This window comes from Streptomyces sp. NPDC088747 (assembly GCF_044751025.1).
Taxonomy (GTDB): Bacteria; Actinomycetota; Actinomycetes; order Streptomycetales; family Streptomycetaceae; genus Streptomyces.
This window is the reverse complement of the sequence record NZ_JBIVKZ010000006.1, coordinates 170,960-187,834: the sequence shown is the minus strand read 5'-3', so window position 1 is coordinate 187,834 and position 16,875 is coordinate 170,960. Positions and strand designations below refer to the sequence as shown.

Sequence of the window (16,875 nt, the reverse complement as noted above, 5' to 3'; positions counted from 1 at the left end):
ATCGTCCAAGTTCGGCGTCCAGTCCGCAAGACCCTGATCACGGACTGGACCGCGCTCCCGGGCGTCCGGGTGGGCAGGGCTCATGGGTTCACGGGTTCACGGGTTCACGGGATACAGCAGCGCCCGCTCCACCGCGCTCCACGTCGTACTGGTCACCATGTACAGCGCGGCCGCCAACGGCATCACCGCCACGGAGAAGAGCGTGAGGAAGGACATGAACGGCATGACCTTGCTGACGGCGGCGAACCCGGGCACCGGCTGTCCCCCGTCGCCCGCCGCGGCGGCGGCCAGCGCGCCACCGGCCGCCGTCATCCGCTTCGTACGCCAGTAGTTGAAGCTCGCGACTGCCGCCACGACGGCGAAGAGCGCGAGGTAGACGAGCCCCGGCGCCCCGAGGAGGCCGCCGTCGCCCAGCGCGTCCGCCCAACGGTCGCCGAGCGGCGCGGCGAAGAGCTGGTGCGCCAGCAGGCCGTTGGCCTCGCCGCCGATCGTCGAGCTGGAGAAGAGGTGGTAGAGCAGGAAGAAGGCGGGCATCTGGCACAGCCCCGGCAGCAGCCCGGACAGCGGTGACACCTTCTCCTTCTCGTGCAGCTCCAGCACCGCCTTCCGCAGCTTCTCCGGGTTCTTCGCGTGCTTCCTGCGCAGCTCCGCGAGCCGCGGCTGGAGCCTGGCCCGCGCCCGCTGTCCCCGCGCCGCGGCCCGCGACAGGGGATGCACGAGGAGACGTACGAGCGCGGTGAACAGAACGATCGCGGCAGCCGCCGCGGAAGCGTGGAACAGCGGCTGGAGCAGCTCGGCGAGCTGCTCGACAACGCCGGCGAAAGCGGACAGGAACGTGGACATGGTGAGCCCTCCGAGGGTCTCGTCGTGCCGAAAGTGCGGGAGTACGGACGTAAGCGGGCGTGCGGCGTCGACGTACGGGATGGCGGCATGACGACCAGGCGCGGGGGAGGGCACGAGCACGGGCACGGATGTGGCGGTGCGCGTCCACGGCGGGCCACGGGTGTGGCGCGTTCCATGGACGCGGCGGCGCACGGGTACGGGTGTGCGGTGCACGGGCATGGCGGTGCACGGAGGTGGCTCGGGAGGTTCCCTACGCGGCGGCCGTCAGGAGGGCACGCCCCGGCGCCCGGGGACGCGAACGCCCCGCCGCGTCGGGATCACGCTGAGGGAGGAACGCCGTACGGTGCTCGCGGTCGCGGATGGCCGTCCGTACGCGCGTACGCGGCACGGCGGGCGCGCAGCGCGAGCCGATGAGCGCGCAGACGGCGAGCGCGGAACCGGCCGCGGCGGTCGCGGTGAACGCGACGGCGACAGCGGCGGCGAGGCTGCCGGTGTCGAGCAGGGCGACCTCGACGAGCAGCAGGAGCAGCATGGCGGCGGGACGCATGGTGTCCTTGCCCCAGGTCCGGATCATCGGCTGCTCCTCCTTCCTCGTACGGCTCGCGGCTGCACGGCTATACGGCTATACGGCTTGTACGAGTTATACGGTAAGCGTCCTGATCGGCTCAAGCAGGCACCCGCCCGGACCTCCGCTGGGCTCGGGGCCGAACGACACCCCCTAGCGCGGCCGCATGGAGGCGAGCTTCCCCCACACCACCAGCCGGTACGTGGAGGTGTACTCGGGGGTGCAGGTGGTGAGGGTGAGGTAGTACCCGGGCTCGGTGTACCCGTGGGCGGGCCGGGTGGCGCTGCGTGGCACGGGACCGATGACCCCGCCGTCCCGGGGCGAGGTCTGCGGAAGGGTGCTGTCGACGACGTACGTGTAGAAGGCGGCCCTGGTCTCGACGCTGATCTCGTCGCCGGGCCTGAGGCGGTTGATGTACCGGAACGGCTCGCCGTGCGTGTTGCGATGGCCGGCGAGGGCGAAGTTCCCTGCCTGGCCGGGCTGTTGGGTGTCCGTGTAGTGGCCGACGTATCCCTTGTTGAGGACGTCCGGCTTGCTGACGCCTTCGGCGACGGGGACGCGGAGGCCGAGACGGGGAATGGCGAGGACGGCGTAGGCCTGTGACCAACTGGGGCGCGGGGCGGTCCTGTTGACGTCACCGCGCGACAACTCGACGTCGGACGGCTCTTCGGCGGCCCCCTCCGCGGGCGTGGCGATCTCCTCCGGGGGCGTGGCGGCTCCCCCCGGTGTCCGCGTCTCCGAGGGTGCCGCGGCCCGCCACTCCCGCTCCAGGGCCCGCACCTCGCGCTCGGCGCCCTGCTGGGCCTGCCGGTTGGTCCACCACAGTTGATGGACGACGAGGAGGAGCAGCACCGTCCCCACCGTGACGAGGAGTTCGCCGCAGCTCCACAGGGCGCGCCGCAGCACGGCCCGCCGTCGTCGGGTGCTGTGCCGCACCACGGGAACCCGCATGCGTACGCCTCCTTCGCCGTGGCGGCACGCACGATAAGGGCTGCGGCTCCAAGTCACCAGACCCGCACGGCTTCATTACTCCACGTGATCGGCGCCTCTCCCCACTGGCCGACAGCAGCTTCATAAACCGGTTTTAGAAAGGGCTGTCACAACCCTCGACAACCTCACGCGCCACCCCCGATGCTTCCTGATGGCATCAGCGGGACAGGCCGCATCAGGCCGCGACAGCCCAACCCCGGTGGGACGACCGGCAGTTGGGCGGAACGGACGGAAGAGCCATGATCCGACGCAGAACACTGCTGGCCGCGGCGGGCGGCGCGGTCGCCGGCGGCGCCCTGGCGACGGGCACCGCACACGCGGACGCGACCATCGCCGTCACTCCGGCGACGACGTACGGGACTTGGGAGGGCTGGGGCACCTCGCTGGCCTGGTGGGCGAACGTCTTCGGCGCCCGGGACGACTTCGCCGACATCTTCTTCACCACCAAGTCGGTGGCGTACGGCGGCAGGACACTGCCCGGCCTGGGCCTGAACATCGCCCGCTACAACCTCGGCGCCTGCAGCTGGAACAGCGTGAACGGCGAGAGCATGGTCGCCTCCGCCAACATCCCCGGCTTCAAGCAGATCGAGGGCTTCTGGCAGGACTGGAACAACGAGGACCCGGCGTCCGCCGCCTGGGACTGGACGGCGGACGCCGCACAGCGGGCCGCGCTGGTGAAGGCCACCCAACGCGGCGCCGTGAGCGAGCTGTTCGCCAACTCCCCGATGTGGTGGATGTGCGCGAACCACAACCCGTCGGGCGCGGCGGGCGGCGGCAACAACCTCCAGAGCTGGAACTACCGCCAGCACGCCTCCCACCTGGCGGCCGTGGCCCTGTACGCGAAGTCGAACTGGGGCGTGAACTTCGCGACGGTGGACCCCTTCAACGAGCCTTCCTCCAACTGGTGGACCGCCACCGGCACCCAGGAGGGCTGCCACCTGGACGCCGCCGTCCAGTCGGCCGTACTCCCCTACCTGCGCAGCGAGTTGGACAAGCGCGGCCTGACGGGCACGAGGATCTCGGCCTCGGACGAGACGAGTTACGACCTGGCGCGCACGACCTGGAACTCCTTCAGCTCGGCCACCAAGGCCCTGGTCAACCGCGTCAACGTACACGGCTACCAGGGTTCGGGCGGGCGCCGCGACCTCCTCTACTCGGACGCCGTCACGACGTCCGGCAAGAGCCTGTGGAACTCCGAGTACGGAGACGGCGACGCCACCGGCCTCACCATGGCGGGCAACCTGCTCATGGACCTGCGCTGGCTGCACCCGACGGCCTGGGTCTACTGGCAGGTCATGGACCCGTCGGCGGGCTGGGCGACGATCGCGTACGACGCGAGCACCCTCCAGCCGGGCGCCGTACAGACGAAGTACTACGTGCTGGCACAGTTCAGCCGCCACATCCGGCCCGGCATGAAGATCGTGAACACGGGCGTGGACTACGCGACGGCGGCCTACGACGCGACGGCACGACGCCTGGTGATCGTCGCCGCCAACAAGTCCACCTCCGCCCAGACCCTGACCTTCGACCTCTCCCGCTACACCACCGTCACGGGCGGCACGGGCGGCGTGGTCCCCCGCTGGAACACCGCCACCTCGGGCGGCGGCGACCTCTACACGGCCCGCTCGGACACGTACCTGAACGGAAAATCGGTGAGCGTGCCGTTCGCGGCGGGGGCGGTGCAGACGTTGCAGGTGGACGGGGTGGTGGTGTGAGTGGCGCGGGCGTTCCGCGGGCAGAGGCGCTCACCCCTCCCCGGTAGGGGCGCTCACCCCTCGGTCGTGGGCGTGAGTCGCACGCGACGCGTACGGGAGTGAGTCCCGCGGGAATGAACGAAGTCGGGGCCGCCTGAACCTGCCCGGCGGGTGCGCCCCTTTCCCTCCCCTCCTTTGCCTCTGGCCTGCGGATCCCTCTCGTTCGCAGGCCGGCGGCAGTACCGTGTCCACCATGCGCCCCGACACGCCTGCCGAGAACGCCGACCACACCGGCGAAGCAGCCCGCCTGGAACGTACCGCCGGCCTCTACCCCGAGGACGCCGAACACCTGCTCGTGCAGGCCGCGGCACACCTCGAACTGGCCGGCGACCGCCCCGGAGCCACCGCCCTCTACGACCGCCTGCTCTCCGCCGCGGGCACCCTGGAGAACCCTCACCTGGTACGGGCCCTGAAGGCCGCCAACCTCTGGGAGTACGACCACGAGGCGGAGGCCCGAGCGATCATCGACGGAGTCCGCGCCGCGTCCCCGCGCGACCCGGCGCCCTGGGTGATCGTGGCGGAGTCCCTGGAGTCCCACGACGAGCTGGAAGCGGCCCAGGAAACGTTCACGCAGGCGGCCACGCTCCTGCTGACCGACGTGGCCGAGCCCCCGTACGCCACGCACCCCGTCCTCTTCGGGCGCCACCGGGTACGCCGCATGCTGGGTGCGACCCACGACGACTGGGACCTGCTGGCGGACACCCTGCACTCGTCCCCGGTGTCCCTCGACGAGCTCCACGACCCGAAGCGGGTCTGGTCCCTCGGCTCGGACAACCCGGCGGAACTCCAGGCCGAGATCTCCCGCCTCCGCGCCGAACTGAACACCCACCGCGCGGCCCTCTCCCGCCCCTTCCCGGTAGCGGTCCTCCACTGGCCGGCCCCCGAACTCACCGAACTCCTGACGGCGTACCCCTCCCTGGCTTCGGAATACCCGTCCCACGAGGACCACCTCACGACGATAGAGACGTCCCTACGAGAGCTGGCGGCCTCCGGCACCCCGAACCTGGGCATCGTCACGGGCACGGTCCCCTCATACGAGGCGTTCGCGGCGTCGGAGGCCTCGTCCCCGGCGGACGGCACGCTGTTGCCGCAGTACGCGACGACGTTGGCGGCGCGGGGGTTGGCGGTGGCTTGGCCTCCGCAGGGGGGGGCGGGGTGTTGGTGTGGGTCGGGGGACTCCTACGGCGGGTGTCACGGGGCCAGTCAATAATCCGGTAGGCCTGCGCAGGAAGGAGAACCGACGACCGAGGCCGACCGCCCGAGGGTGCACCCTCGGGCGCCTGTCCGAGAATCCTCAGGAATCATCACCTCGAACCGGGCTTTCAACGTCAGGAATGACCTGAAGCCGCGTCGAGCCCAAAAACCCATCTACGATGGCCCGTTGGTCCCAGGTGGCGCCACAGGTGTGAGCGCCTCGGGACGCCGGCACAATACTCGCGTGCCCGATGCCATCCCATCCTCCCCCGCCGTCTCGGCCCGCATGAGCCGACAGCTCTCTCGCGACACAGCTCCCGAGGTAGCGGTCCGACGCCTCCTTCACGCCTCCGGTCTCCGTTATCGCGTGAATGTCCCTGTTCCTGGGATGCCTCGACGTACGATCGACATCGCCTTTGGCAAAGCCAAGATCGCGATCTTCATGGACGGCTGCTTCTGGCACGGCTGCCCACAACACGCGACGCAACCGAAAGCGAACGCCACATGGTGGCGCGACAAGCTGGACAAGAACATGGCACGGGACCGCCAGACCTCTGAGCATCTGGTGGCCGAGGGATGGACCGTTTTGCGCTTCTGGGAGCACGAGCCACCGGAAGAAGTCGTTCGGTCCATCACCGATACCAGGACGTCGGCCAGCAATGCCACCCCTCCTTCACGCTTGCACATTCAGGCACGAACTCATGAACAGCCTGATACACCATGACCAAACGCACCGTCTGAACTGACGGGCACACAACTACCCACATCAGGCCCCGAGTTGCTGCGTCAACACCCGTGAATCGGGGCGACGAAACGCGGCCGAGGCCGCCGGGCCACCAGGCAACCTCGCCGAATTTATCGTTTGCGTATGCAATCAGGCTCTCGATAAGGATTGATTTTTCACTCACGAAACACCGCCCCGCCCTGAAGACAGGGAATGTGCGCGCATAGTGGGAGTGACGCGCCGACTACGCCCACACGAGACGAACTACCGCACATCCGGCATACCGAAGCCCTCGTCGGACTCCTCGCCACCCTCCTCGATGTCCCTGAAGCCGACATTGATCTCGTCGGTCCCAGACGTGACCGTGGCCACGGTGGCCGACCCGTTGACGACGAACTGCACCGAGCAGGGCTTGTCCGCCGAAAACTCCACAAACACTTCGCGCCGATTCGGATACACGGAACCTCCAAGGTTCACGGATTGTTCGGGCAATAACGAACACAGGGTTCCATCGCAGCAACAAGCGTCACACGCACGAAATTTGGGGACGATTCGTCTGCCGCGATGGCTGGAAGCGGGTTGCAATACGAGATCCCATGAACGGCGACCGCGCAGCTCCGCCCATGTCGCACGGAAGGGAGGGCGGGGGCCATGACTGCGCGGGCAATCGACTACTGAGGGGGTAACCGAGCGCCAGAGGAGCACAGTTGGGAACGGTAGCACGCCCCGAACGTGCGCACGTCGCATATTTGATCGACGCGGAGACTCCGCCCGGTGCTAGCATCGCGACCACGGCGACCGAAAGAGCCCCACCGGACACCAGATATGCACCTTATGCCCGTATCCACTTAAGGAAAGTTAACTTCTCCAAGATCACTTAACTTTGATCTCGAAGAAGCGAGGAGGACGATGAAAGACTTCAGTGTCTGGCTCGCGGAGATGCTGGTTCAACGCGGGATGAGCCAAAAGAAGCTGGCGGAGATGACCGGTGTCACCGGCGCGGCCGTGAACGGGTGGGTCAACGGTCGTTCCGAGCCCCGGTACGAGAAGATCGCCGCCGTGGCTGCGGCCCTGGACGTCGAGATCGAGGACGCCGTCAACCGCCGGACTCCGATGGTCTCGCCCGACGACGTGAAGTGGGTCTTCCGGGCAGCCCCGGCAGACGGCGGACGCGAGGGGGGCAACACGGCCACCTTCGCCTTCTCCGCGAGCTTGGACGTACTGGCGCGAGAGGCGACACAGAACAGTCTGGACGAGCAACTGCCCGGTCCGGAACCGGTGGTCGCCAAATACGTACTGCACGAGTTGACCGGACAGCATCTCAAGGACTTTCTTGCCGCTCTCGGTTGGGAGGCCATCGAAAGACATATCACCGCCGCGGCCGACATGCGGCAGAAGGTCGGCCGTGTACTCAGGGACGGACTGAGTGAACTGGCGGACACCCAGCGGCTCATTCTGCTGCGGGTGGACGACTACAACGCGACCGGTCTCACAGGCCCGGAGTTCGACGACGGACGGTTCGCGCGCGTTGTACGGCGAACCCTGGACAGTGGGAAAGCCGGTGCGCAGGGCGGTTCGTACGGCCTGGGGAAAGCCGCGTTGTGGGCATCCAGCCGATTCGGCCTGGTACTCGTGAACAGCACGCTCTCCACACCCGAGCAGGGCCGCACGGAGCGCCGCATGGCGGGGCGGTTGGAGCTGCCGTGGCACACCCTCGACGGCGTCGAGTATGCCGGTCCCGGTTGGTTCGGCAGGGTCGACCCCCAGCGTCAGAACACCGCGCAGTCCTGGTGGGGCGACAAACCGGCGGCGGAATCCCTCTATTTGGAGCGTAGCGAGGCGGCCCCCGGTACGACCTTCCTCGTCGTCGGCGCCTACGACGGCTCCGGAGAGACCGAGGACTTGGAGGACATGCACAGTCGCCTGGTGAAGAGTCTTGCGCACAATTTCTGGGCCTCCATGGTCGGAGGAAACCTGGAGGGGGCGAAACTGAGCGCCTCGGTGACGGCTTTCCGCAACGGCGTACCGGTGAGACCCGAAGAATTCATCGACCCACATACGCATGAGCCTGCGCGGTCCCGGGCTGTGCAAGCGTTTCTCGACGGGGAGACGGTCCAGGAACTCACAGAGCGTGATCAAGTCCTGCAAACAACAGTGCCTTTGGAGTTGCGTCGCCGCAAGGACGACTTGCGTGCCGACAATCCTGGAGTTCATCAAGCAGTCCTGCTCCTGACCGCTGCCGGGGAGGATGATGAGCAACCCGACTGCGTCGCCTACATGCGTGCCACCAGAATGGTCGTGAAGTACAAGCGGGTCGGAGACCTTCCGCTGGGACATCGAACGTTCCAGGCGGTTCTTCTGGCCGGATCCTCAACCCGCAGTGGGACACCCGAGGCCGAAGCGGCCGAACAGTTTCTACGCACGGCAGAGCCTCCCGACCACAATGACTGGATCGGTACCGAGGATCTCACCGCAACGTACGAACGCGGTGCACGCCAGAAGATCATTGACTTCAAGAAATCGGCGGATCAGAAAGTCCGCGAAGTTCTGCGAGGGCAGGCAGACGAAGCCGCTGGAGACGAAGGTCCCCAGGTGCTGCGGGAGTTGCTCAGACTCGATCCCCCAAAGGTGGCGCAGAGCCAGGGCTTCCCCACAGTGCGGGCAATCGAGGGGGCGATCGACAACACCGGAGCCTGGGATGTCACCGTCACGGTGAAGTTGCCCAAGCGTGAGGAGCCGTGGGTCATCACGGCTGTGCCCAGATTCGTCGTCCGCTCCGCGGGTTCGGTCAGCGTCGAGTGGAGCAAAATCGTGCCTCTCGCCGGCTGTGAGCTGACGCCACACGGCGACTTGGCCTTTTCGGACGGAGCGACACAGGGACAGTTCCGCGGCGTCACCGATGTGTCCAGTCACCCGGTGTCTGCGGCCATGTCTCAGGTGATGGTTGATGTTCGCCGGGCCAAGGAGGAGCTGTAGTGAAGACCGTCTTCCCTTATCAGGTACTCAGCGGCGACGTTAGGCTTCGAGTAGAGAAAATCTCGGTCGACAACAGGCCCGTCAGGCTTGATCGAATCAACGACCGGGCTCAAGTCGTGGCTCTTCAGGATCTGGAAGAGACCAACCAACGTTGGTCCGAGGTACGCCTCAAGGTCTCCGTGCATACGGACGGCACGGAACTTGAGTCGGGGCAGTGGACCGACATTCAATGCGTCGCCGTGGTGACCAATCGCCGAACGAACGTCTATCACGCCTTTCCACTGCGTCACGAACGCGCGGGAACCTGGGTCGGCGACGTCGGGCTGAGACGCGAAGAACATGTCGGTCGCAGTCAACTGTCCGCGAGCATCGTCGCCACCGTCGATGACATAGAAGGTCGACTCATCGGTGTCTCCGAAGCCCCGTGGGACGTGGACTTCGAAGCGAAGGTGCCCACCCCCGAACGCTCGATGAAGATGCGGTGGGTCGACTTCACCGAACACGATTACCTGAAGGAGTACCGCGACGACCCCTGGTTGGTCGACACCGAAGCCGGCGAACCTGTGCTCCTCCTCAACTCTTCGATCGACGGGCTCCGTGGCGTGATGGAGGGTGCCTCAACCGTCGAACAGAAGCTGGTTCGAGAGATCATGGCGTCCCAGGTTGCCTCCGAGGCATGGAGCGCGATGTTCAATGCCGCCGTCTATGCATGCGACGTGATCGACGGCGAGGCACAATGGCCCGGTGGCTGGCACGAGGACGTACTGCGGAGGATGATCCCTGATCTGTACCCCGACCTCTCGCCCGAGGACGCCCTGATCGAGTTGGTCGAGGCTCGCACTGAGGGAGAGAACGGGAGTGACTTGCAGCGCCGTTTGATGCACGGCTCCGGAGTACAGGCCCGCAAGCCCAGAAAGGTATCGACTGCCTTGCGTGATCTACGGCGCATGGCGAACAAGAAGGAGACCGCGTGACGGCGGATAACAAGCCCACCATACCGGATAGGCTGGGAAGACTTTCCGACGCCGTGGCCAATAAAGTACTGACCCCCAGCGTGGTGAACGGTGCCCCGTTGCCGCAAGCGACGCTGGCCAGTAATTCGACCGCCCTCGTCGACGATTCGCCCCGATGGTACACAGAGGAAGTACGCACTCTCGTTGAAGAGGCCATGGAACGCTTCGCGAGTGAACGTCCGACAGCTTCCGATGCTTGGCTCGCACCAAGATTGCACTACACGTTGCGCTTGACTCGTTCCGAGGCGACTGATTCAGGGCTGTGGAATTTTATTGCGCTCCGAGTCGCGCCCGATTTCGTCCGATGGCGTTGGGGTCAAGAGAAAAATGGCCGGATGGTTGTGCGTCAGGCGGCCCGTTTCAGTGGGCGCTGGGATATTCAGTGCTTTTCACGCCTTTGGTGGGCTGCGGAACTCTTCCGTGATGGAGAGGACTATCGCCCTGTGAGCGCCGCCTGCGGTAACCAGGACGTACTGAACACTGCACTGCGTCTGGACATGAATCACCACCGTCCTTCCGCCCAGGCGTTGGTGGAGCTTCTCGACAAAGGCATCGTGCGGACCGGACGAGACGTGAACGGTCTCGTCAAGGCTGCCGGAGCTGCTGGCAGCACCCTGGTCTACGAAGTGATCGCCCCTGACGAGCCCAGGGACTACGAAGCACTTCAGCAGTGGATCGAATCCGTCGAATCCGACCCCGTGTGGAATCCGAATACCCTGCCGCAGGGCCCTGTGGACGGAAGCGTGCCCTTCCGGTCGGTGCAACAGCTCACCAATTGGTTTGAGAAACTGTTCGAGACAGCACCTATTCGCGGCAGCGAAACGGAAGATACCGCCGAACCCGAGAGTGTCAGCCCCTGAGAGCCGTATGCACCATTCCGGCCAGCGCCCTGGAGAGGCCAACAGGCACGGCATTGCCGATCTGTCGGCCAATCTGAATCTTACTTCCGCTCCACTTGAATCCGGGCGGGAACCCCTGAATCAGGGCAGCCTCGTAGTGAGTGATGGGGCGGTGCTCCCGGGGGTGGAGGTATCGCCCCTTCTCCGGCTTGTAGAACTCGGTTCTGATAGTTACCGATGGGCGCTCCCAGTACATGCGGCCCATCACATCATGCGAACCAGACTTGTGAGCCAGCCATTTCTCCGTAGAGAGCTCTGGCGGAAGGTCATGGCGATTTCCACCTTCGGGAATCGCCCTGTAGCGCTTCTGAGACATTTCTGTCGGGTTGCGACCAAAATGCAGATCCGTCGTCAAGAAGACACCAGGGAGAGTGACACCGAGTGGGGCGCATGTCCGCTCCGGCAGCTCTGTCGTAGAGGTCCCCGCAGGCGTGTGCTCGAAGACAGCGGGGCCGACGGCCACCCAAGGATCGGGGCCGGCACCCGGAATGAACTCACCGGAATTTTTGACATGCTTGGTATGACTTGGATCCGGGTAGTTCAGCCCTTCCAGGCTCGCAATGTCTCGGCGCACCGCAACCACAATTGCGCGGCGCCTCGCCTGAGGAACTCCATAGTCCGCAGAGTTGAGCACCGACTGCCTGACCACCACGTAGTCGCGAAGCATTCCGTCAGGCTTTTCAGTTGCCGCGTGAAGCAGGGCGAACTCCGGAGACCTCAGGAACCGGTCGACATTCTCGACGATGAACATCTTGGGTTTGATCGCATTGACGACTCGGGCATATTCCTGCCAAAGCTTATTGCGCGGATCGGCTTTGTCTTCTTTCCCAAGGCCCGAGAAGCCCTGGCACGGCGGCCCACCGAGGATCACCTCAGCCTGGGCCTCCTTCGAGTCGGGTTCCCAGTCCTCGATGTCTCCCGCGTGGACGTGGTCGACGCCACCGGCTTCATCAGCGAAGTTCAAGGCGTACGTGGAGGCGGCAGCCACATCGTGCTCCACCGCCGCCACCGTGCGAAAAGCTGGGGAATCGTCACCAACCGACCGAAAATCATGGAAACCCTGAGTGAAGCCACCACAACCTGCGAAAAGGTCAACGACGTTGATGGGATCGGTGCGTCGGGTGGCGTTCATGTTTCCAGATCTTAGTTGGCGGGCTACGGTCGCGGCGAACCGGACGCAGCGACGTTCAGCGCGGCGGAGATCTGCCGGCCCACCGCGGTGGCCAGCGGCGGTGGAACCGCCTGGCCCACCTGTCGATACCCCCGCGTCTTCCTGCCTGCAATTTGCCAAGTCGAAGGGAATCCCTGAAGCAAGGCCGTCTGCGCGAGCGTCAGTGCGGGCAGTTCCTTCCTCTCGCTGCCAGGAGCCCATCCGTCCTCGGGCCCCGGCGGCTCGTCTGCGAGAGTGCCGCCGTTGATCCCGATCCTCTCCCAGATGGCTTTGGCTCGTTCCGGCCCAAGATCCGGACCACCACGCTTGTCGGAGCCTCCGACCAATGTCGGTGCCACGATCCCTGCCTGCCGAGCCCAAGCGCGAGCGTGCGGCCATCCTCGACTGGCCATGGACTCGTACAGCACGTCGCCGACATGAAGTGGTGGTTCAGACAACGGAGGGGGCCAGGTGAAGGCTTTCGCGTAGGGTTCCCGCAAAGCGACTATGAACCCGTGCTCTCGACTCTGAGGCACACCGAAGTCCCTCGCATTCAGGACGTTCTTGAAAAGTCGAAAGCCGAGGTGTTGCAGCTCTTCCTCGATTTCCCTGCGCACTTCGGAGAAGTCGTCCTTGCTGATGAGACCAGGCACATTCTCCAGAAGAACGGCACGCGGCCTGACGACTCCCACTAGATAGAGGGCCGCCTTGACCAGCTTCCTTGCCGACTGATCGTCCTTGCGATTGATCGTTGCCATCGACTTCACACGCGGTGTGCCCGCGGACAACAGGTCGACGTCGTATACCTCCGGGTAGTCTTGGGGATCGAAGGTATTGAGGTCTTCCTCCACAAGTTTCCACTCGGGGCGGTTGGCAAACAGTGTCGCAAGCGCCTTGTCATCGGTATCCACTAGTGCCGTGGGTGAGAAACCTGCCGACTCCAATCCGAGCGCGAGTCCACCCGCCCCAGCACAGACTTCCAGGAAACTCAAGGCACTTGAGGAGGGCATTCGGCTCCTTCGTCGAGGATTCGCTGTCCAACGTACGCCAAGAGGCCGCGCCACGGCAGGAATTACGAGTGCTGAACCGTTCCTCGATCGAGCTAGATGATCTCCGTGGACCCTGTCTCGAAGTGCATCTGAGCTCGATCCAGCGCCTCATCGGCGTCGCGGCCGTGCGCCCGGAGCCAGTGGAGGAGGTCGGCGATGACGTCGATAGCCGTCTCTTCGGCCAAAGCCACGCTCAAGGGGGCGGACGTGCGAGGCGGGTTCGCCGAGCCATAGAGGCTCAGGATCGCATCGGCCCGCGTCACACCCGGCCCTCCGGTGTGTCCGTCTGCCGAGCTCAAGTCCGTGGGGAGCTCGCACCACGTCACCTTCTGCTCGCCCCGCAGTTGTACGCCCCAGCGATCCGCGAGGGCGTTCACCAGCGCCATGCCGCGTCCGCACTCGGCATCGGTGCTCACGTCGAGGAGTGTCGGCAGGGTCCGTGTGTCGGGGTCGCGGACTTCGATGCGCAGATAGGTACCGCTCATCGAGACAGCCAGGGTGGTAGGTGTGCCGGGTCCCACGTGTGTGATCACGTTGGACACCATTTCGCTAACGCAGAGTTGAGCTGCCCCGATCACCTCGTGCAATCCCCAGTGTCCGAGGTGCAACCGCATGATGCGGCGCAGGGCGGCTACTTCCCGAGGCTCTGCCGCAAAGGCCAGATCCCACGGTTTCCGCGGCATGCAGGCGTGCTGAATCACCGAGAACCCTCTCATTCGGCATCCCCTGTCGCCGATCCGATCTAGCGACGGACTGTTACAGGCATTCACTGTGAGTGGTGTTGCTCGACAGAATGACGCTTTCGCATCCCGTCGTGCAATGTGCACGACGGGATTCCCACTTACGGGTGATTGGCAAGCACACACCTTGGCGCAAGACTGAACGCCCGCTACGAGGAGGTGGGTTGGGATGGCCGGGTCACCCACCGCACGTCGACGTCGTCTCTCGATCGAACTGAAGAAACTTCGCGAGATGAGCACTCTCACCTGCGCCCAGGTAGGCAAGGCGCTGGATTGGAGCGGCTCGAAGGTCAACCGGATGGAGACGGGGAACGGCAGGGTCCAGCCGTCCGACATCGACGCCATGTGCCGGTTCTACAACACCAGTGACGAACTGCGTGAGTTCCTCAAGTCCCTTGCCAGGCAAGCCAAAACCCCTGGCTGGTGGCAGGTACACGGTGCCGGCGTTCCCGAGTGGTTCTCCATCTACATCGGCCTGGAGCAGGACGCCTCGACATTCCGTCAGTACCAGTGCGAACTGTTGCCCGGCCTGATGCAGACCCCCGCTTACGCCGGTGAGCTTCACAAGACCGGCGCACACCTGCCAACCGAGGATATCGAACGGGCTGTACGTGTACGCATGGAGCGCCAGTCCATGCTCACCGCGCCCGACGGGCCGGATACCTGGTTCATCGTGAACGAGGGCGCCCTGCGCAAAATTGTCGGTGACCGGGCGTTGATGCGGGAGCAGCTCGAACACGTCTTGAAATGCGTCGAGTTGCCCTGCGTCACGGTGCAGGTCCTACCCTTCGACGCGGGTACCTGTCCGGCCACGGGATCGTTCACCATGCTTGGCTTCCCCGACCGAGAAGACCCGGACCTCGTATATCGAGACGGCATCACCGACGCCGTCTATCTGGAAGGCGAACATCACGTGCGTGAGTACACGAGGGCCTTCGACGGACTTCGAGCAGCAGCGTTGAGCCCACCGCGCTCCACCGAACTGATCAACTCCATCCTTAAGGAATACACAAGATGAAAGCTGCGCAGGCCCCGGCCGTCTACGCACCGCCTTGGTTCAAGTCCTCTTACAGCAACGGCGCGGGCGGCGAATGTGTCGAGTTTGCCCACACGGTGGAAGGCACCCTTCTGCGGGATTCCAAGAACACCGCGGGACCTGTCGTCACCGTCCCTCCATACGCCTGGCGAGCATTCGTTCGAGTCCTGAAGAGCGACACTTTTTCCGCGAGGTAGCCGTGGGGACTGCCGGCTTCTGGTCAGGAACGGACTCCCGCGGCACCGGTGAAGGGCGCTTCCCTCGGTCGCGTCGGCTTCGCCGATTCCGCTGCGCCCTCCTTCCGGCCCTCGCCACTTCACTGCGGGTTGATCTTGTCCGAGCGGCGAGAGGGGTCAGCGGGTGGGATTTCTTGACACTACTGGGTGAGAGTGCAGCCACTCGCACTGAGCTTGCCGTTTAGCGTCTCGCGTCGAACGCGGCTCGTACGAAGTGTTTACGCACCGAGACGCACTCTCAGCACGCCGGACATCGGCAGAAACCGACTTCACCTCGCCCTGTTCGGAAGATTTCAGGCAGCGAGTACTACTAACGCTACGCGCAAAGATGACTGCGCGTACATCACTCTTATCCGTCTAAACCACCTCTGCTTCCGTGCAACGGATGACAGCCGACATGCTGTCTCTTCTTGTAAGTCAGCAAATACAGGGAGTGCCTATGAGTCGCCGCTCTCGTCCACCCCAGGCAACCGACGCACCGTCTCGTCCGGCACCCCAACGAACACAGGGAGCACCCACAGGGGGCCGGTTCCGTCCGTCCAAGTACCAGGTCGTCATCGCGGCTTTCATCACGACAGTCGGCGGTGGCGTTTTCCTGCTCATCGCCGGAGGTGGGGACCCACCTCCGCCTCCTCCGCCCCAGGCATGCTCCTTCCCTGCCGTCCAGATCAGTGCGCCTGAGAAGGCCGGCAGCACTTTCCAGACGACAGCCAAGGTGAACTGTCCGCCCCCTAAGGGCACCAAGTACTACTTGATTGCCCAGTTGGACAACGTCGGCGAGCCGGGAACCGAGCACACCGTCTTCTGCCCATCGGATCCCATCACGCCTGGACAAGAAGCCAAGACCTACACCACTACCCGCGACATCGATGATTCCGAGCTCCACTCCAAACGCTCCCTCTCCTACCTGAAGGTCACCACCGACCAGGAACAGGAACTGCTCGCCAATCTGCACGACACCTGCGCATGGAAGCTCCCAGCCGGCGTCGAAACGATCTCCAACTCCGCCACCGTCGAACACGCCTGGCGGTAGCCGCAGCATCGGGGCACCCTCCGCAATGCCATCGGCGATCTCCCTCGGCCGGGCCGAGGACGTCACCGACGCCGTCGCCTTCCTCGCCTCCGACGACGGCCGCTGGATTACCGGGCAGGTCCTCAACGCCAGCGGTGGCCTCCACCTCGGCGTCCGCGCCTGAACCCACAGCCGAGTACCCCGACCCAGCACGGCGCCCCAGAGCCCACAACCGCCACCCCGGCGGGCTAGCCTCGTATCGTTCCTGACGCGCGTGACAACGGAGGCAGCAATGGCGAAGGTTCCGGCCGCGGTGGTGGCCGCGAGTGGGCTTGTCGGTGGGTACGGCGTGGCGCGCTGGACCCGGAAGCGGCAGCTCGGCGGGGTCGTGCTGGCCGCCGCGGGGGCCACTGCCGCGCGGCAGTGGCAGCAGCAGGCCGGCGGGAAGGCCGCCGGGGCGCTGACCGTCGCGTACGTCGCCGCCTTCGCCGGGTCCCACCCGCTGGCCAAGAAGGTGGGCGCCTGGCCCGCCGTGTTCGGTGCCGCCGGAGCCGTCGCCCTCGCCTCCTGGGCCGTCGCCGACCGCCGGTCCGCCTGAGCGCCCGCAAGCCCCGTACCCCCGGGCCCCGCCCCGAACCCCAGGCCTCAGGCCTCAGGCCCCCGACCTGAGGCCCCAGACCTCAGACATTACGCC

Annotated in this window: 18 protein-coding genes; 11 read left to right on the top strand and 7 right to left on the bottom strand. The window is 65.3% G+C overall.

The window, feature by feature from the left end:
• Positions 1–96: 96 nt before the first annotated feature.
• The 3 genes from ACIP79_RS16575 to ACIP79_RS16565 all read right to left on the bottom strand — a co-directional run bounded on the left by ACIP79_RS16575 (position 97) and on the right by ACIP79_RS16565 (position 2,359).
• Positions 97–831: a YidC/Oxa1 family membrane protein insertase gene (locus ACIP79_RS16575; RefSeq protein ID WP_401224272.1), complete on the bottom strand. Its 735-nt coding sequence runs from the start codon at positions 829–831 to the stop codon at positions 97–99.
• Positions 832–1,093: 262 nt separating this feature from the next.
• Positions 1,094–1,417, bottom strand: a complete 324-nt coding sequence (locus tag ACIP79_RS16570) for a DUF6412 domain-containing protein (RefSeq protein ID WP_401223728.1) — start codon at positions 1,415–1,417, stop codon at positions 1,094–1,096.
• Between the two features lie 144 nt (positions 1,418–1,561).
• Complete coding sequence (locus ACIP79_RS16565) at positions 1,562–2,359, bottom strand: class E sortase (RefSeq protein ID WP_401223726.1); 798 nt, start codon at positions 2,357–2,359, stop codon at positions 1,562–1,564.
• A 278-nt stretch (positions 2,360–2,637) separates the two neighbouring features.
• Between ACIP79_RS16565 and ACIP79_RS16560 the strand changes: the two genes are divergently transcribed.
• The 3 genes from ACIP79_RS16560 (at position 2,638) to ACIP79_RS16550 (ending at position 6,070) form a co-directional block, all read left to right on the top strand.
• The gene (locus ACIP79_RS16560) at positions 2,638–4,113 is read left to right on the top strand and encodes a beta-1,6-galactanase (RefSeq protein ID WP_401223723.1); all 1,476 of its coding nucleotides are present in this window, start codon (positions 2,638–2,640) and stop codon (positions 4,111–4,113) included.
• A gap of 232 nt (positions 4,114–4,345) precedes the next feature.
• Complete coding sequence (locus tag ACIP79_RS16555) at positions 4,346–5,362, top strand: hypothetical protein (RefSeq protein WP_401223720.1); 1,017 nt, start codon at positions 4,346–4,348, stop codon at positions 5,360–5,362.
• 270 nt (positions 5,363–5,632) lie between these two features.
• A complete protein-coding gene (locus tag ACIP79_RS16550; RefSeq protein WP_401224270.1) occupies positions 5,633–6,070 on the top strand; it encodes a very short patch repair endonuclease in 438 nt (145 codons plus the stop codon).
• Positions 6,071–6,334: 264 nt separating this feature from the next.
• Here the strand turns inward: ACIP79_RS16550 and ACIP79_RS16545 are convergent, their stop codons facing one another.
• A complete protein-coding gene (locus tag ACIP79_RS16545) occupies positions 6,335–6,502 on the bottom strand; it encodes a hypothetical protein (protein WP_401223717.1) in 168 nt (55 codons plus the stop codon).
• A gap of 477 nt (positions 6,503–6,979) precedes the next feature.
• On the opposite strand from ACIP79_RS16545, the gene ACIP79_RS16540 reads away from it, so the two are divergent.
• From ACIP79_RS16540 to ACIP79_RS16530, 3 genes are read left to right on the top strand one after another with little or no spacing between them, the layout of a single operon-like run.
• Positions 6,980–9,046: a helix-turn-helix domain-containing protein gene (locus tag ACIP79_RS16540; RefSeq protein WP_401223714.1), complete on the top strand. Its 2,067-nt coding sequence runs from the start codon at positions 6,980–6,982 to the stop codon at positions 9,044–9,046.
• Entirely contained in the window at positions 9,046–10,020 is a 975-nt protein-coding gene (locus ACIP79_RS16535; RefSeq protein ID WP_401223711.1) for a hypothetical protein, read from the top strand. The genes ACIP79_RS16540 and ACIP79_RS16535 overlap by 1 nt, the downstream gene beginning before the upstream one ends.
• On the top strand, positions 10,017–10,919 hold the full coding sequence (locus tag ACIP79_RS16530) for a DUF6339 family protein (protein WP_401223709.1): 903 nt from the start codon (positions 10,017–10,019) through the stop codon (positions 10,917–10,919). The genes ACIP79_RS16535 and ACIP79_RS16530 overlap by 4 nt, the downstream gene beginning before the upstream one ends.
• Here the strand turns inward: ACIP79_RS16530 and ACIP79_RS16525 are convergent.
• From ACIP79_RS16525 to ACIP79_RS16515, 3 genes are all read right to left on the bottom strand, one after another.
• Positions 10,909–12,090: a DNA cytosine methyltransferase gene (locus tag ACIP79_RS16525; RefSeq protein WP_401223706.1), complete on the bottom strand. Its 1,182-nt coding sequence runs from the start codon at positions 12,088–12,090 to the stop codon at positions 10,909–10,911. The genes ACIP79_RS16530 and ACIP79_RS16525 overlap by 11 nt on opposite strands.
• A gap of 23 nt (positions 12,091–12,113) precedes the next feature.
• A complete protein-coding gene (locus tag ACIP79_RS16520) occupies positions 12,114–13,118 on the bottom strand; it encodes a DNA cytosine methyltransferase (RefSeq protein ID WP_401223704.1) in 1,005 nt (334 codons plus the stop codon).
• A 92-nt stretch (positions 13,119–13,210) separates the two neighbouring features.
• The gene (locus ACIP79_RS16515; protein WP_401224268.1) at positions 13,211–13,840 is read right to left on the bottom strand and encodes an ATP-binding protein; all 630 of its coding nucleotides are present in this window, start codon (positions 13,838–13,840) and stop codon (positions 13,211–13,213) included.
• A 226-nt stretch (positions 13,841–14,066) separates the two neighbouring features.
• Between ACIP79_RS16515 and ACIP79_RS16510 the strand changes: the two genes are divergently transcribed.
• The 5 genes from ACIP79_RS16510 to ACIP79_RS16490 all read left to right on the top strand — a co-directional run bounded on the left by ACIP79_RS16510 (position 14,067) and on the right by ACIP79_RS16490 (position 16,779).
• Entirely contained in the window at positions 14,067–14,915 is an 849-nt protein-coding gene (locus tag ACIP79_RS16510) for a helix-turn-helix domain-containing protein (RefSeq protein ID WP_401223701.1), read from the top strand.
• Positions 14,912–15,130: a DUF397 domain-containing protein gene (locus ACIP79_RS16505; RefSeq protein WP_401223699.1), complete on the top strand. Its 219-nt coding sequence runs from the start codon at positions 14,912–14,914 to the stop codon at positions 15,128–15,130. The genes ACIP79_RS16510 and ACIP79_RS16505 overlap by 4 nt, the downstream gene beginning before the upstream one ends.
• Positions 15,131–15,920: 790 nt before the next feature.
• Positions 15,921–16,202 (top strand): hypothetical protein, encoded by a 282-nt coding sequence (locus ACIP79_RS16500; RefSeq protein WP_401223696.1) that lies wholly within the window; start codon positions 15,921–15,923, stop codon positions 16,200–16,202.
• Positions 16,203–16,227: 25 nt separating this feature from the next.
• Complete coding sequence (locus tag ACIP79_RS16495; protein WP_401223693.1) at positions 16,228–16,365, top strand: SDR family oxidoreductase; 138 nt, start codon at positions 16,228–16,230, stop codon at positions 16,363–16,365.
• 108 nt (positions 16,366–16,473) lie between these two features.
• The gene (locus ACIP79_RS16490; protein WP_401223691.1) at positions 16,474–16,779 is read left to right on the top strand and encodes a hypothetical protein; all 306 of its coding nucleotides are present in this window, start codon (positions 16,474–16,476) and stop codon (positions 16,777–16,779) included.
• The last annotated feature ends 96 nt before the right edge of the window (positions 16,780–16,875 follow it).

Bases quoted from the DNA above. Each gene is read 5' to 3' on its own strand.
- ACIP79_RS16570 (WP_401223728.1), bottom strand. From the start codon at position 1,417: ATGATCCGGACCTGGGGCAAGGACACCATGCGTCCCGCCGCCATGCTG.
- ACIP79_RS16565 (WP_401223726.1), bottom strand. From the start codon at position 2,359: ATGCGGGTTCCCGTGGTGCGGCACAGCACCCGACGACGGCGGGCCGTG.
- ACIP79_RS16560 (WP_401223723.1), top strand. From the start codon at position 2,638: ATGATCCGACGCAGAACACTGCTGGCCGCGGCGGGCGGCGCGGTCGCC.
- ACIP79_RS16555 (WP_401223720.1), top strand. From the start codon at position 4,346: ATGCGCCCCGACACGCCTGCCGAGAACGCCGACCACACCGGCGAAGCA.
- ACIP79_RS16550 (WP_401224270.1), top strand. From the start codon at position 5,633: ATGAGCCGACAGCTCTCTCGCGACACAGCTCCCGAGGTAGCGGTCCGA.
- ACIP79_RS16540 (WP_401223714.1), top strand. From the start codon at position 6,980: ATGAAAGACTTCAGTGTCTGGCTCGCGGAGATGCTGGTTCAACGCGGG.
- ACIP79_RS16525 (WP_401223706.1), bottom strand. From the start codon at position 12,090: ATGAACGCCACCCGACGCACCGATCCCATCAACGTCGTTGACCTTTTC.
- ACIP79_RS16520 (WP_401223704.1), bottom strand. From the start codon at position 13,118: ATGCCCTCCTCAAGTGCCTTGAGTTTCCTGGAAGTCTGTGCTGGGGCG.
- ACIP79_RS16515 (WP_401224268.1), bottom strand. From the start codon at position 13,840: ATGCCGCGGAAACCGTGGGATCTGGCCTTTGCGGCAGAGCCTCGGGAA.
- ACIP79_RS16510 (WP_401223701.1), top strand. From the start codon at position 14,067: ATGGCCGGGTCACCCACCGCACGTCGACGTCGTCTCTCGATCGAACTG.
- ACIP79_RS16505 (WP_401223699.1), top strand. From the start codon at position 14,912: ATGAAAGCTGCGCAGGCCCCGGCCGTCTACGCACCGCCTTGGTTCAAG.
- ACIP79_RS16495 (WP_401223693.1), top strand. From the start codon at position 16,228: ATGCCATCGGCGATCTCCCTCGGCCGGGCCGAGGACGTCACCGACGCC.
- ACIP79_RS16490 (WP_401223691.1), top strand. From the start codon at position 16,474: ATGGCGAAGGTTCCGGCCGCGGTGGTGGCCGCGAGTGGGCTTGTCGGT.